Below are 14,972 nucleotides of genomic sequence, written 5' to 3'. Positions count from 1 at the left end.
CCTCAGATCCTTTCGCTTATCCCGATCAATAATGCCGCGCGCCTGGAACTCGTCCGCTAACCTCGGATGATAGGCGTCTATCGCTTGCCCTTCATACAGACTACGGAAAGATAAGCACCCCAAAGAACACCACACAGGGCAAGTATCAGCTCCGGATTGAAAATGCTCTGGTCGACCGACGCCACCAGGAGTTCGCTATAAAGGCACATGGCGCCCGCGATCAAGGCAATAAAGTAGCCAGTCCGGGCTCTGGTCCGGCGCAACAACAGAACTTTTTTCAGACCCTCGTCTTTCCATTCCTGAAGGGGCATGAGCTGGATCTCCTCCAGCAGCACCACACCCCACAGCAACGCACATAACCAATAACCTATCATCATGACGTCCTCCAGTCAGAACATTGATTCAACATGAATGCAGCGGACGAAAATTTGCCGAGAGGTAAATATGCTTGATTGGAACAGACCCCGCTATCGACGTTAGCAGGGCTTCCTTGTCGCGATATCGGCCAAGCGCTTGTAGTGATTCCACTACAAGCGGGCTGGATCCGGCGAAGCTGGGCATGTGCCGCAGAGTGTGGAGGATGCCGAGAACGGTTGAGTGGCCCGGCTGCGTCGATGGCTGGGTGTTCTAAGTCAACAGGCCGTTTTCGAGTGCATAGCGGGCGAGTTTCGCGTTGCTGTCCATCCCGGTTTTTTCCAGGATACGTGCCCGGTACGTCGTGACGGTACTCGGGCTCAAGTGCAATATCTGAGCGATGCGCACAATCCTCTCGCCTGAAGCGAGGAGCTTCAGTACTTCAAGCTCCCGGTCGGATAGCGCTTCGTGGGGTGCCCCGTCGCCTCTGCCGATAGCGTTGACCAGTTTTTCTGCCAGCTCAGGACTGACGTGCTTGCCGCCTGTGGCCACCTTGCGAACTGCCGTAACCAGGGTGGCTGCGGAAATATCCTTGGTGAGGTATCCCGCTGCGCCGAGCTTGATCGCGCGTAACGCATAGGCCTCGACCGAATGCATGCTCAGCATCAGAACGGCGAGCTTGGGTTTCTCTGCACGCATGAGCTTGAGGAGCTGGAGGCCGGTCTTGTCGGGCAGCTGAATATCTACCAGCGCCACGTCGAAATCCTGCTCCCGGACCAGGAGCATTGCCTCTTGTGCCGTCTCTGCTTCACCCGTAACGTCGATCTCGCCGGCAGTCTCCAACATGCGTCGCACGCCATTACGCACGATGCTGTGATCATCCACCAGCAAGACTCTGATTTTGTGGTCAACCATCTGTATTTTCCATTCACCAGTGGCCAGCAAGCCATGGAATCTGCTGCAGCGTTTGACGTTAGCAGGCACAGAGCACACTTGCACTTTTGCCTCAGGCGTTAGTGCTCACTTCTCCGGACAGCGGGTGCAATCGGTTGGAACGGCCTGTTCCCGGTCAATTTCCCCAGAATCCGGGGCATTGCGCCAACCTTGCTAATATTTCGTAAGCCAACGCTCGGTTTTCAGCATGGTCAATACTGCAATGCCGGCTCCTGCATGACGCCTTGCGCGTGGCATCCATCTTGACTGGACATAGACATGGCCACAGTGACGACACCGATCGAAGTTATCGACATGAAGACGTTGCTCAGAGCGCTGAAGGCGTTGCGCAATGGTGACTTCACCACGCGGATGCCGGAAGACTGGACCGGCATGCCGGGCAAGATCGCCGACACGCTCAACGAGATCATCGACATGGCGGCCGACACCGCCACCGAATTCGAACGGGTGGCGCGACTGATCGGCAAGCAGGGCAAGGTCGATGAGCGTATCCAATTGCCGATGATGAAAGGCTCATGGCAAAAGATCGTCAACTCGAGCAATGCGCTCACCAGCGACCTCATCAGCCCGATGAACGAGATGATTCGCGTTATCGGCTCGGTTGCCGACGGTAATCTGAGCCAGCAGGTACCACCGGTACTCGACGGCCTGAAACTGCGGGGCCAGTTCCTCAAATCCGCCAGTATCGTGAATACCATGGTGACTCGACTGGGCTCCTTCGCTTCCGAGGTCACCCGTGTGGCGCGCGAAGTCGGCACTGAAGGGATTCTCGGTGGGCAGGCCAATGTCAAAGGGGTGTCCGGCACCTGGAAAGACCTGACCGACTCCGTCAACGACATGGCCGCCAATCTGACCACCCAGATGCGCAACATCGCTTACGTGACGACCGCGGTGGCCAAAGGCGATCTGGGCAAGACGATTACCGTCGAAGTCCGGGGTGAGATTCTCGAGCTGAAAAACACCATCAACACGATGGTCGGCCAGCTCTCGAGCTTCGCTGCAGAGGTGACCCGCGTGGCGCTGGAAGTCGGTACCGAAGGCAAGTTGGGCGGTCAGGCGGAAGTGCGCGGCGTATCAGGCACCTGGCGCGACCTGACCGAATCGGTCAACGGCATGGCGGCCAACCTGACCACCCAGGTGCGCAACCTCGCACAGGTGACGACGGCGGTGGCGCGCGGCGACCTCGGCAAGAAAATTACCGTTGAAGCCAAGGGCGAAATTCTGGAACTGAAAAACACTATCAACACGATGGTGGACCAGCTCTCCAGCTTCGCCTCGGAGGTGACACGCGTCGCGCTGGAAGTCGGTACCGAAGGCAAACTGGGCGGACAGGCCGAAGTGACCGGCGTGTCCGGTACCTGGAAGGACTTGACCAATTCGGTCAACGGCATGGCGGCCAACCTGACCACCCAGGTGCGCAACATTGCCGACGTGACGACGGCAGTGGCCAACGGCGACCTGTCACGCAAGATCACAGCCGAAGCGAAGGGTGAAATTCTCCAGCTCAAGGAAACCATCAACACAATGGTGGACCAGCTCTCGACCTTTGCCGACGAAGTGACGCGCATGGCTCGCGAAGTGGGGACTGACGGCAAGCTCGGAGGCCAGGCCAGGGTGACGGGCGTCGGTGGAACCTGGAAAGACTTGACCGACTCGGTCAACAGCATGGCGGCCAACCTGACCAATCAGGTGCGCAACATCGCCGACGTGACGACGGCGGTGGCCAAAGGCGACCTGGGGCGCAAGATTACCGTGGAAGCCAAGGGCGAAATCATGGAGCTGAAAAACACCATCAACACCATGTTGGACCAGCTCAATAGCTTTGCCGCCGAAGTGACGCGGGTGGCGCGCGAAGTCGGCACCGAAGGCAAGCTCGGGGGACAGGCACAGGTACAAGGCGTGTCCGGCACCTGGCGGGATTTGACCGAAAACGTGAACTTCATGGCGGCCAACCTGACCAGCCAGGTGCGAGGCATCGCCAAAGTGGTGACCGCAGTAGCCAATGGCGACATGAAGAAGAAACTGACACTGGAAGCCAAGGGTGAGATCGCCGAACTGGCCGACACCATCAACGGTATGACCGATACGCTGGCGCTGTTCTCCGATCAGGTGACTTCGGTGGCGCGTGAAGTGGGCGTCGAGGGCAAGCTGGGGGGCCAGGCCAACGTGCCGGGTGCGGCCGGCACCTGGCGCGATCTGACCGACAACGTGAACGGTCTGGCGGCCAACCTGACCAATCAGGTGCGCGCAATTGCCGACGTGGCGACTGCCGTGACCAAGGGCGATCTGACCCGTTACGTGGAGGTGGAAGCAAAGGGTGAAGTGGCGGAGTTGAAGGACAACGTCAACGAGATGATCCGCAACCTGCGGGAAACCACGCGGCAAAACGCGGAGCAGGACTGGCTCAAGAGCAATCTCGCGAAATTCAACCGTCTGCTGCAGGGCCAGCGCGATCTGTCGGCAGTCTCCAAGATGGTGCTGTCTGAACTGGCTCCGCTGATCAACGCTCAGCACGGTGTGTTCTACATGATGAACGAGAACCCGCCCGATCCTGCGAAACTCAAACTGCTGTCCGCTTATGCGTACAAGGGCAACATCAATGTGAACGATGAGTGGCGGCTCGGCGAGGGCCTGGTCGGGCAATGCGCCTACGAGAAACGGCGCATCCTGCTGACCGATGTACCCGCCAATTACGTCGCGATTTCATCGGGACTGGGTGCGGCCGCCCCGCTGAATATCATCGTGTTGCCGATCCTGTTCGAGAACAAGGTCAAGGCCGTCGTCGAAATGGCGTCGTTCACGCGCTACAGCATCATTCATCAAACCTTCCTTGATCAGCTTGCTGAATCGATTGGTATCGTGCTCAACACAATCGAAGCCAATATGCGTACTGAAGAACTGCTCAAGCAGTCGCAATCCCTGGCGCAGGAGTTGCAAAAGCAACAAGAAGAATTGAGACAGACCAACGAGGAACTGGGGGACAAGGCTGGACTGCTGGCGGAGCAGAAAGCCGAAGTCGAGCGCAAGAACCGCGAAGTCGAAATCACCAAGCTGTCGCTGGAGGAGAAGGCGGAGCAGCTGATGCTGACCTCGAAGTACAAGTCCGAATTCCTCTCCAGCATGTCCCATGAGCTCAGAACGCCATTGAACAGCTTGCTGATCCTGGCCCGGCAGCTCAGCGACAACGCGGAACACAATCTCACGCCCAGGCAGGTCGAATATGCCAAGACCATCCGTAGCGCGGGCAAAGACCTGCTGGAGCTGATCGACGAGATTCTCTATCTGTCCAAGATCGAGTCGGGCACGGTCACACTGGATCTGAATGAAGCGCTGTTCGCCGATCTGCACGACCAGATCGAACGCACCTTCCGGCCGGTCGCCGAAAGCCGGGGCCTCACCTTCACGATTGAACTGGCGCCTGCCCTGCCCCCCGTCATCCGGACCGACGAAAAGCGCCTGCTGCAGGTGGTCAAGAACCTGCTGTCCAACGCCTTCAAGTTCACTGAGCAAGGCAGCGTCAAGATCAGCATCGAACCCGCTGTGTCCGGGTGGAGCGTGGATAACAGCGAACTCAATCGTGCCGATGCGGTGGTCGCCTTCGTGGTCACCGACACCGGCATTGGCGTATCTGCCGGCAAGCAGAAGCTCATCTTCGAAGCGTTCCAGCAAGGAGACACCGGAACCTCACGAAAATACGGCGGCACCGGCCTAGGCCTGTCGATCAGCCGCGAGCTCGCACACCGGTTGGGCGGTGAGCTGCGGCTGATCCCCGGTGAGATCGGCAAGGGCAGTACTTTCGCGCTGTACGTGCCCTTGCGTACACAGGATACCCAGCGTCAGACGCTAGACGAATCAACGACAGAGGCAGTGCCAGGGCAAGTCAGGCGCGATCTCATGTCGAGCCCGTCTGTTCAGATACCGGACGACCGCGAGTCTGTCCAACCCGGGGACCAAGTGCTGCTGATGCTCGAGGGCGACGCCCGATTCGCCAGCATTCTGCTCGAGGCCGCGCACCAGAAGGGGTTCAGGGCTATCGTCACGACCCGTGGCGCGGATGCACTGGAGCTGGTCGAGCGCTTCAAACCCGCCGCGATCACCCTGGACCCGGGCCTGACGGACATCGATGGCTGGTCACTGCTCGAACAGTTGAAGCGCAATTTCGCCACGCGTCACATCCCGGTCCAGATCATCTCGACCGCTGACGACCACACACGCGGGCTGCGCTATGGTGCTTTCGACTATCTGCTCAAGCCGGTCACAGCCGAGGAGATTCAAAATGCGCTGGTCGGCATCGTGGCATTCGCTCGGCGCAAGACCAGAAGCCTGCTGCTCGTCGACGGCAACGATGGGAGCCGCGCCCGCATCCTCGATCTGCTCGGCAACACCGACGTGAAGATCGAAACGACCGCCAGCGACGTGGAAGCCTTGAAGAAACTGGCAAAGAAACGCTACGACTGCATGGCAATCAATCTCAAACTGCCCGACGCATCCGGCATCAGCTTTCTCGAGGCACTGCAGGAAGACCATGCTCTGCGTGAATTGCCGATCGTCGCCTATGGTGCAGAGACACTGAGCAAGCCGGAACACGAGCGTTTCAGGACACTGCTCGGCAAGGGCGTCATCAAGGCCGTTGAGTCCCCCGAGCGCATACTCGACGAAACTGCGCTGTTTCTACACCGTGTCGTAGCCAGGCTGCCGCAGACCCAGCGCAGAATGCTGGAAAAACTCTATGAGGGTTCGGACAGTCTGGAGGGTAAAAAGGCCCTGGTGGTCGACGATGACGTGCGCAATATCTTTGCCCTGACCAGCGTGCTTGAGCGCAACAAAATGCTGGTGGCCACAGCCGAAAACGGCCGAACCGCCATAGAACTGCTGCAGCAGCAGCCCGATACCGACATCGTGCTGATGGACATCATGATGCCCGAGATGGATGGCTTTGAAACCATGCGCCAGATCCGCACATTCAAGAGATTTGAAACCCTGCCCATGATTGCGCTGACGGCCAAGGCGATGATGGGTGACCGTGAAAAGTGCATCGAGGCAGGAGCCTCGGATTATGTCAGCAAGCCGGTGGATACCGACCAACTGCTGTCACTGATGCGCAAATGGCTCTATCGATGACGCTGTATCGCGCTCATTGCGCGACAGCAAAGGTGGCAAGGTGCGCAAGGCCGGCTCGATGTTACCGGTGTTGCCGTAACGCCAAGAGGCGCTAGCGCAAACAGAAGTGGCATAAACATGCAGCAGGAACCTCCGGTATTCAATGAGAGCGCCCAGGTGCGGCACCCGCTCCCGCCTGATGGCGTGCCGGCATCCGTGCTGCTGGTGGATGACAATCCCGCCAAGCTTACGGCGCTCGCTGCGGTGATTGCCGACATGGGCCTCGATATTGCCACGGCGACGTCCGGGCGCGAGGCGCTGCGCCTGCTATTGCAGCGCGACTTCGCCGTCATTCTGCTCGACGTAAAAATGCCGGTGATGGACGGTTTTGAAACCGCTGCACTCATTCACGGCCGCCCGAAGTCGGCCCACACGCCCATTATCTTCGTCACAGCGGAGGCCGACACGGATTCCGAGCGTTTCCGCGGTTATACGTCCGGCGCAGTGGATTACATCTTCTCGCCGATTGTGGCCGAGGTTCTTCACGCCAAGATCCGGGTCTTTGTCGACCTGTTCTACTTGCAGCGCAAACTGACGATGCAGGCCGAAGAATTGCTGCAATCGAAGCTGCAGTTGCGTGAACTGGCCTCCTATCAGGAGCACATAAAGGAAGAAGAGCGAAAGCGGATCGCTCGCGACATCCATGACGAGCTGGGACAGAGTCTGCTGGCGTTGCGAATCGATGTCTCCATGTTGCAGACGCGCACCAGTACCCTGCACCCCAAGCTCAACGAAAAGGTCAGCGATGCTCTGAATCAACTCGATACAGCCATCCGCAGTGTCCGCAGTATCATCAATGATCTCCGGCCACCCGTACTCGATCTGGGATTGCAGGCAGCGATCGAGTGGCAACTTGAAGAGTTCCGGCAGCGCAACGCGATCGATTGCACGATGTCGGCGAAAGACGAAAATTTCCGTTGCGATCTGAATGAAAAATCCGCCACGACTCTGTTCCGCATCGTGCAGGAATCGCTGTCGAATATTGCCCGGCACGCGCAAGCGACACAGGTGCATATCGAACTTTCCAGGGAGAGTCGCCGGCTTTACCTGCAGATCAAAGACAACGGCGTAGGCATGACGGATCGCAAAAAATTGAACTCGTTCGGGCTGGTGGGAATGAAGGAACGCATCAGCATGCTGGGAGGGGAATTCACGATCGACAGCGCACCGGACAAAGGAACGAAATTAATGATATCGCTTCCACTCGACTGACCCGGATGGCACTGCTTCACCTTGCGTGAAAATCCGTCATGACATGTCATGACCTCCCTAAAAAAACGGACTTTTGCCAACAAATACGGGGTTTAAAGGACGAATGGTCAAAAGGCGTCAAGCGCGGGGAATTGCCGGGAGTTTGCAGCCACTACAGGCTTTTCAAACGGGCACGTTCGTCGCGGTAAAGTGAACTTCACTTCCAAGACATGTCACATTAGGTCCCCGTCAAGCGAACTTCAGCAGAGGTACAGCCTAATGAACATGGCCACAGTAGTAAGTGCCGTGATTTCCAGTCTCGCACCAAGCGTCTTCGACCAGAACGGCCTGCAAGAGCCCGGTGCGCATGTCTCGGCCGTCGATTACCACTACGGAATGGAAATCGATGTGAAACAAGTACTGCAGCGCACCGATACATCCGACAAGACCGGCGTAGTACCGGTGACTGTGGTCTACCTGGACAGCGAGGGCGAGGTTCACAAGATCCGTTTCCTCGAATGGGGCGGAAGCTCGGCCAATCCCGCCAGTATTGTCTGATCCACTCGTCGATAGAGTTCCGGGCCTCGTCTGCCCACCCCAGAAGCGGAAGTTAAACCTCATATGCACCCAGTGCCGATGATGTTTTTTGTTACCTGAAAATGGACATGATCGAATGACTAATAGTTCATTCGAGAAACTCACCATTATCTTGGCGGCGTAATGTCACAAGATTAATTGATAATAACTGCTGAATCTTGATTGCAACCAGCAACGGCAAACTCCAATTAAGCCGTGCCGAGAGCACTATTGATTCACTGAAGCCAAGAGGTAACCATGGAACTTAGTATGTTCTCTTCGTCCACCGTGGAATATGTTCGTTTGGGCGTTGTATATTTTCATCTTATCGCCTGCTGTGTGGCAATCGGGCTGGTCTTGACCAGCGACATTGCAATGGTCAAGCAACTCCTGAAGGGGGATGCGTCAGGTCACCAAGATGACGCGCACATGGAAAGCCTTCAAAAAACCGTATCGCTTGCACTGGTAGCGCTTTGGATTACGGGCATTGGCATTGTCGGGATCGATTATGCCGGCAAGGGGATGGAGTATTTCCTCAATCCAAAATTGCAAGCCAAAATCGGCATCGTTGTGCTGTTGACCTTTAACGGCTTCCTGTTGCATAGCGCTGTATTGCCGGCGCTGAAAAAAGCCGGTTCGTTACTCAAGCTTTCCTTCAACCTGCGCATGCTGGCGCTGTTCTCCGGCGCCCTCTCTGGCGTGTCGTGGTTCTATGCCGCCATGCTGGGGGTTGGTCGTCCGCTGGCCTGGAAGTACTCGCTGGTGGAGTTGCTGGCAGCCTATCCGGTACTCATCGTCGGTGGATTCGCGGCGATGGTACTGCTCACTGCCTTTGCAAAGAACAGAGACGCCGAAGCGCGTAAGGAGCAAGGCACCTGGTCAACAGGAAACGCCGCCCTGGCTGGATGGTGAGTCCAGGATGAACAAGGACGTTCAGCTTTAGCCAATAAAACCCGATGTTAGCTGTTTACAAAATGTCACTTGAGGATACCCAAATGAAATCCATGAAAGCCCTCTTCGTAGTCGCCACTCTGACCGCCTCTTCCCTGGCGATGGCCACAGGTGGCGGTGACCGGACCTTCGCACGCATGGAGTCAGCCCGGAAAGTCTCGATGGAAACCTACCAGGTAGCCCAGAAGCAGAAAGCTGAAGCCACTGTCGCTCAAAGCAAAGCCAAGGCGACCGATCGCGCCAAAAGCTGATCTGTTTAGCGCGCCCCCCGGCTAACTGAAATGTGCGACCTCGAGCCTCGAATGCCAGCCTCGCAAATCCGCCCCTCACCTGCGCCCCTGCTCAAACCAGGAGAGACGGTGGTCTTGTTCGACGGTGTCTGCAAGCTATGCAATGGCTGGGTGAGGTTCTTGATTCGCCATGACCGCCAGCGGCGCCTGCGGCTGGCGGCGGTTCAGTCACCCGAGGGGCAGGCTCTGCTCGCGTGGGCAGGTTTGCCCATGGATCAATTCCACACCATGGCGGTGATCCGCGACCGACACTACTGGGAGCGTTCGCAAGCTTTTTTCGAAGTCATCGCCCAGTTTCCCGCACGCTGGCGCCCGGTGAATCTGCTGCGCATCTTCCCTCGCAAACTTCGAGATTGGGCATACGACCGCATTGCGCTTAATCGTTATCGGCTCTTCGGGAAGTACGACACCTGCCTGTTGCCGGATCCTGATCATGAACAGCGCTTTTTGAAAGCCCCCCTATGAACGCCCGACTATGCCGGGCGCCTGTTCTTCAGGTCTGTACTCAGAAGCGATAGTTGGTGCTCAGCTCCAGCGTCCGTGGGGCACCGGGCGTGATCAGATCCACCGAACCATGCGCCGAAGCGTAATAGTCCTTGTCGAAAACGTTGCGCAGACGCAGGGCCATGTCCCATTTCGGCTCGTTGTACAGCAGCGCGGCGTCCACGGTTGTATAAGCCGGCATGACCACATTGTTATCCAGCGCGGTATAGCGATCATCGACATAGTTGGCCCCCATGCCCACACGCCAGGTTTGCGTCAGCGAACGCACCAACCACAGGTTGGCGCTGTGGCGCGGCGTCAAGGTGGGTACCTGGCCTTCGTTGGCGACACCGTTGGTAAAGCTGTTGGACTTGGTGATCTCGGCATCCAGATAGGCGTAACCGGCATAGACCTGCCATTTGTCACTCAACTGCCCGCTGGCGGTCAGCTCAAGGCCATCGGTGCGCTGCTCACCGGCAAGCACCAGTTTGGTCGGGTTCGCCGGATCGCTGGTTTTCATATTGGTGCGTTCCAGGCGGAACAGCGCCGCCGTCAACGCCAGGCGATTGTCGAGCAGGTCCCACTTGCCGCCGATCTCGAAGTTGGTGGTCTCCTCTGGTTCAAGATCCTGGTTGGTCGTACTCAGGGCGAACATCTCGGCGGAAGGTTGGTAGGAACGGCTCACCGAGACGTAATAGGACTGCACTTGATCAGGCTGGTAGACCAGACCGACTCGCGGGCTCCAGGTTGTATCGGTGCGCGACAGCTCGCTATGCGTCAGGTCATCGGCGTACTCCTGGTCGAACACGTCGTAACGCACTCCCACTAGTGCCTTCCACTGTGGCGCCAGTTCGATCAGGTCCTGTATGTAGAAGCCGGCGGTGTCCTGGGTGTTGGTACCCTTGGCGGTTTGCCGGTTGGCCTGGAACGGCACGTCGACCAGGGCATCGCGGTACACCGGCACCCTGGCCACATTGGATTGGCTGAAACTTGACTGGTCCTTCACCTGGCGCCCCAGCTCCACACCATAGAGCAGGTTATGGTTCATCCCGGCAAGCACGACGCGCTGGTTGAGTTCGGTCTGGTTGAACCAGCCGTCTTCCTTGCGCTGCACGTTGCCGCGGTTGAGTTTTACCAGCAGTTCACCATTGGGGGCGGTGACGAAACGTGTCGGGCTGGTGTCAGCGAGTGTGTTGTTGCGATCCAGGTCGTAGTGGTAGTAGCGACTGGTATTGCTCAGGCTGAAATCGTCGTTGATCCGGTAGTCGACACCTGCCGTGAACGAGAACACTTCGCTGCGGGTGTAGTCATCATCCGGGTCGGCGGCGCCAAAGCGCTTGTCGCGGTCCACATCGACCGGTCGGTCGCCTCGTGCCGGAATGCCGAAGTCGATCAGGCGCTTGTCATACAGATAGTTAGCGCCCAGGTTCAGTTCCAGATCATCCGAGAGCTTGAAGTAGGCCGAAGGCGCGATGGCCTTGCGGTCGATGTAGCCGTCATCCCGGAAGGTGTCGCTGTTCTCCAGCGCACCTGTCACACGAAAGGCTTTATCGCCGTGCTGCTGATCGGCCCAACCGGCATCGAACTGAGTGCGTTTCTTGCCCTCGCTGTCGACACTGACGCCGACCTCCTGCCTGGGTGCGAAGTTGGGGGTCTTGCTGATGCTGTTGATCAGCCCCCCCGAAGAGCCTCGGCCATAGAGCACTGCGGCCGGCCCCTTGATCACTTCCACCCGCTCGACGTTGGACAGATCCCGGAAGTACAGCGCATCGTCGCGAATGCCGTCGATGTACATGTCGCCAATGGCACTGAAACCACGGATGGTCACCTGGTCGCGCTGGCCGTCCCCATTGGACAGGCCGATACCGGGGACATTCTTCAGCACGTCTTCCATCGACTGAGCCCCCTGATCCTTGATGACGCTCTGGGGAACCACGTTGACGGTTTGCGGGATATCCCGTAGCGGAGCATCGATCTTCAGCGCGCTCCTGCTCTCGGTCGACATGTAGCTCTGCTCGTTGTACTCACTGTTCACAGCGGTTGCCGGTAGAGTCAGGGCAGACCCCGTTTCTGCCTGTAAATCAGGTACAACCAGAACGCCCAGCAACGACAGAGAGGCTGGGTAAATGCGCGATCGAGCCACCATGGACACCTTTGTGTGAATTATGGCGCGAATAATAACGATTATCTTTTGTAAGTAAATACATATCATTCCGATACAAATGATTGACGTCACTCAGGACGATCGTCTCAATTCAATAGATGGTCGACATCAACGCTCCGTCCCGACGTCAAGCCTCGGGCCGTTACAGTTCGATATCTGGCGCTCAGGGTAGGCGGATACAGCTCAGCCTCTCACAGCCGGCAATGTGCCATCGACGATCTGCCGGAGAGTCGTCTTCGACAGAAAACGTCATCGGGGCAGACAGTGGACACAGTGATGGCAAATGAGAGGCATCACTTAAGGTGACGGGCAGTGATCGGCCATTCACTATTGCCGTCTAAAGAATGAGAAACGCCTTTCTGACACGGTTTGCATCAGAACGCATCAATTGATGCTGCTTGCACTCATAGCTCCCCCCTCCAGCTAGCCTCGCAGAAATCCTGTTTCTGAAAGACGGGTTTTCAAACACTAAGATCAGGGGTAATGTAGCTTTTACTACAAAATAAATAGCGATCTCTACATGAAAACCTGGCTGGCACTGATTCTCGGCTTACCCACAGCGAATGCCACCGAACGCATGCGAGCCTGGCGTGCTCTGAAAGCTGCTGGTGCGGCGGTTCTGCGTGATGGCGCCTATCTGTTGCCCGATACCAGTGTCTGTCGTGAAGCGCTCGCAGTTGTCGAGCGCGACATCCTGGCCATCAACGGGACCGTATTTATCCTGCCTGTCATAGATCCTAACGGTGAGCGTTTTGTCGAGTTGTTCGACCGTAGCGATGACTACAGCAAACTAAACGCAGAGATCGAAGAATGCCGTGGACGGCTCAATCCTGAAAACGCATTGGCCACCACGAAACAGGTTCGCAAATTGCGCAAAACCTACGACCAGTTGACCAACATCGATTACTTCCCAGGTAAGCCGAAGCAGCAGATTGACGTCGCCTTGCAAGCACTTGAAATTGCCGTCAGCAGAGCCTTGTTTCCTGACGAACCACACAGCCGTAACCACCCCATAACAGCACTCAATCGTGGCGATTTTCAGGGGCGTGTTTGGGCAACCCGCAAGCGTCCTTGGGTTGACCGCCTGGCCTGTGCCTGGTTAATCCGTCGCTTCATTGACCCTGACGCTCAGATCCTCTGGTTGGACACTCCACAGGACTGTCCGGCCGATGTGTTGGGCTTCGACTTCGATGACGCCGCTTTCAGCCATGTCGGTAACCGCGTGAGCTTCGAAACCTTGCAAGCCAGTTTTGAGCTTCAAGAGTCCGGCCTGAACCGCATTGCGGCTTTGGTGCATTACCTCGATGTCGGAGGCATTCAGCCGGTAGAGGCTGCCGGCATCGAACGCGTGCTGGCAGGACTACGTGAAACCATTACCCACGACGACCATTTGCTGACAGCTGCAAGCGCCATCTTCGACGGCCTGCTCGCCGGATTCGTGAAAGAGGAACAACCTAATGAATAAGGTTTCGGCATCAACGATTGAAGTGGATCTGTCGAAACCTGAACCGATCAGTTTGCGTGAGGCATTCTGGTTCTGGCTTAAGCTCGGCTTTATTAGCTTCGGTGGGCCAGCGGGACAAATTTCGATCATGCACCAGGAACTGGTAGAGCGGCGGCGCTGGATCTCCGAGCGTCGCTTCCTGCATGCCCTCAATTACTGCATGTTGCTGCCTGGGCCGGAGGCCCAGCAATTGGCAACCTACATCGGTTGGCTGATGCATAGAACCTGGGGTGGAGTGATTGCGGGGGGACTGTTTGTCCTGCCCTCATTGTTCATCCTGATCGCTCTGTCGTGGATGTACATCGCCTTCGGTGAAGTGCCTGTGGTGGCAGGGCTCTTCTATGGGATCAAGCCCGCCGTAACAGCCATCGTCGTGCAGGCGGCCCATAGGATCGGCTCACGGGCGCTGAAAAATAATTGGCTGTGGGTGATAGCGGCGGCGTCGTTTACCGCGATCTTCACGTTCAATGTGCCGTTCCCATTGATTGTGCTGGGAGCTGCATTGATCGGTTATGTCGGCGGACGTCTGGCGCCCGAGAAGTTCAGAGCGGGGGGCCACAGCGCTACGAAAAAGTCCTTTGGCCCAGCCTTGATCGATGACGACACGCCGTCCCCTGAGCATGCCCGGTTCAGTTGGTTGAAACTGACGTTGCTCGCTCTGATCGGCTTGGCGTTATGGGCATTGCCGATGGGAATACTGACCGCCCTCTTTGGCTGGGAAGGCACCTTGACCCAGATGGGCTGGTTCTTTACCAAGGCGGCGTTGCTGACCTTTGGTGGAGCCTACGCTGTGCTCCCGTATGTCTACCAAGGCGCGGTAGGTCAATATGGTTGGCTAACCCCGACTCAGATGATTGACGGCTTGGCTCTGGGGGAAACCACACCTGGGCCGCTAATCATGGTGGTGGCCTTCGTGGGTTTTGTCGGAGCCTATGTCTCGCAAGTTTTCGGGGCCGATCAGTTGTTTCTGGCTGGCGCTATCGCGGCAGCCTTGGTGACATGGTTCACCTTCCTGCCTTCGTTCCTGTTCATCCTCGCGGGTGGCCCGCTGGTAGAGTCGACCCACAACGAACTCAAATTCACGGCACCGCTTACCGCCATAACCGCCGCAGTGGTTGGCGTGATCCTCAATCTGGCGTGTTTCTTCGGCTATCACGTGCTTTGGCCAAAGGGCTTCAGCGGTAACCTCAACTGGCCTTCAGCGTTGATCGCGATTGCCGCCGCGGTTGCCCTGTTTCGCTTCAAGAGGGGCGTCATCCAGGTATTGATGGGCTGTGCGCTCGTCGGCTTGGCAGTGTATCTACTGCGCTAGAAAACACCCGTTGATTAGCAATCTCTGGCGGGC

11 protein-coding genes are annotated in these 14,972 nt (G+C 57.3%); 8 read left to right on the top strand and 3 right to left on the bottom strand.

Annotated features, from left to right (window positions below):
- Positions 1-77: 77 nt before the first annotated feature.
- Positions 78-377, bottom strand: a complete 300-nt coding sequence (locus tag KGA96_RS19875) for a hypothetical protein (protein WP_223514529.1) — start codon at positions 375-377, stop codon at positions 78-80.
- Positions 378-627: 250 nt separating this feature from the next.
- Positions 628-1,269: a response regulator transcription factor gene (locus tag KGA96_RS19870; protein WP_046038257.1), complete on the bottom strand. Its 642-nt coding sequence runs from the start codon at positions 1,267-1,269 to the stop codon at positions 628-630.
- Between the two features lie 297 nt (positions 1,270-1,566).
- On the opposite strand from KGA96_RS19870, the gene KGA96_RS19865 reads away from it, so the two are divergent.
- From KGA96_RS19865 to KGA96_RS19840, 6 genes are all read left to right on the top strand, one after another.
- Complete coding sequence (locus KGA96_RS19865; protein WP_223514526.1) at positions 1,567-6,429, top strand: HAMP domain-containing protein; 4,863 nt, start codon at positions 1,567-1,569, stop codon at positions 6,427-6,429.
- A 117-nt stretch (positions 6,430-6,546) separates the two neighbouring features.
- A complete protein-coding gene (locus tag KGA96_RS19860) occupies positions 6,547-7,680 on the top strand; it encodes a response regulator (RefSeq protein ID WP_046038261.1) in 1,134 nt (377 codons plus the stop codon).
- 258 nt (positions 7,681-7,938) lie between these two features.
- Positions 7,939-8,217, top strand: a complete 279-nt coding sequence (locus tag KGA96_RS19855; RefSeq protein WP_046038262.1) for a DUF2790 domain-containing protein — start codon at positions 7,939-7,941, stop codon at positions 8,215-8,217.
- 276 nt (positions 8,218-8,493) lie between these two features.
- Positions 8,494-9,147 (top strand): hypothetical protein, encoded by a 654-nt coding sequence (locus KGA96_RS19850; RefSeq protein ID WP_223514523.1) that lies wholly within the window; start codon positions 8,494-8,496, stop codon positions 9,145-9,147.
- An 83-nt stretch (positions 9,148-9,230) separates the two neighbouring features.
- Positions 9,231-9,437 (top strand): co-regulatory protein PtrA N-terminal domain-containing protein, encoded by a 207-nt coding sequence (locus KGA96_RS19845; RefSeq protein WP_223514520.1) that lies wholly within the window; start codon positions 9,231-9,233, stop codon positions 9,435-9,437.
- Between the two features lie 51 nt (positions 9,438-9,488).
- Positions 9,489-9,941 (top strand): thiol-disulfide oxidoreductase DCC family protein, encoded by a 453-nt coding sequence (locus KGA96_RS19840; RefSeq protein WP_046038268.1) that lies wholly within the window; start codon positions 9,489-9,491, stop codon positions 9,939-9,941.
- 40 nt (positions 9,942-9,981) lie between these two features.
- Here the strand turns inward: KGA96_RS19840 and KGA96_RS19835 are convergent, their stop codons facing one another.
- Entirely contained in the window at positions 9,982-12,105 is a 2,124-nt protein-coding gene (locus tag KGA96_RS19835; RefSeq protein WP_223514516.1) for a TonB-dependent receptor, read from the bottom strand.
- A gap of 538 nt (positions 12,106-12,643) precedes the next feature.
- Here KGA96_RS19835 and KGA96_RS19830 point away from each other — a divergent pair.
- Positions 12,644-13,588 (top strand): chromate resistance protein ChrB domain-containing protein, encoded by a 945-nt coding sequence (locus tag KGA96_RS19830; RefSeq protein WP_223514513.1) that lies wholly within the window; start codon positions 12,644-12,646, stop codon positions 13,586-13,588.
- Positions 13,581-14,939: a chromate efflux transporter gene (gene chrA / locus KGA96_RS19825; RefSeq protein WP_046038271.1), complete on the top strand. Its 1,359-nt coding sequence runs from the start codon at positions 13,581-13,583 to the stop codon at positions 14,937-14,939. Before KGA96_RS19830 ends, chrA begins: the two co-directional genes overlap by 8 nt.
- Positions 14,940-14,972: the final 33 nt, after the last annotated feature.

The organism is Pseudomonas sp. GL-R-26 (assembly GCF_019947365.1).
Lineage (GTDB): Bacteria > Pseudomonadota > Gammaproteobacteria > Pseudomonadales > Pseudomonadaceae > Aquipseudomonas.
Note: the sequence above shows the minus strand (reverse complement) of the source record. Positions and strands in the feature narration are given on the sequence as shown.

Coding starts and splice junctions, on each gene's coding strand:
- chrA (WP_046038271.1), top strand. CDS start 13,581: ATGAATAAGGTTTCGGCATCAACGATTGAAGTGGATCTGTCGAAACCT.
- KGA96_RS19875 (WP_223514529.1), bottom strand. CDS start 377: ATGATGATAGGTTATTGGTTATGTGCGTTGCTGTGGGGTGTGGTGCTG.
- KGA96_RS19830 (WP_223514513.1), top strand. CDS start 12,644: ATGAAAACCTGGCTGGCACTGATTCTCGGCTTACCCACAGCGAATGCC.
- KGA96_RS19835 (WP_223514516.1), bottom strand. CDS start 12,105: ATGGTGGCTCGATCGCGCATTTACCCAGCCTCTCTGTCGTTGCTGGGC.
- KGA96_RS19855 (WP_046038262.1), top strand. CDS start 7,939: ATGAACATGGCCACAGTAGTAAGTGCCGTGATTTCCAGTCTCGCACCA.
- KGA96_RS19850 (WP_223514523.1), top strand. CDS start 8,494: ATGGAACTTAGTATGTTCTCTTCGTCCACCGTGGAATATGTTCGTTTG.
- KGA96_RS19840 (WP_046038268.1), top strand. CDS start 9,489: ATGCCAGCCTCGCAAATCCGCCCCTCACCTGCGCCCCTGCTCAAACCA.
- KGA96_RS19845 (WP_223514520.1), top strand. CDS start 9,231: ATGAAATCCATGAAAGCCCTCTTCGTAGTCGCCACTCTGACCGCCTCT.
- KGA96_RS19860 (WP_046038261.1), top strand. CDS start 6,547: ATGCAGCAGGAACCTCCGGTATTCAATGAGAGCGCCCAGGTGCGGCAC.
- KGA96_RS19870 (WP_046038257.1), bottom strand. CDS start 1,269: ATGGTTGACCACAAAATCAGAGTCTTGCTGGTGGATGATCACAGCATC.
- KGA96_RS19865 (WP_223514526.1), top strand. CDS start 1,567: ATGGCCACAGTGACGACACCGATCGAAGTTATCGACATGAAGACGTTG.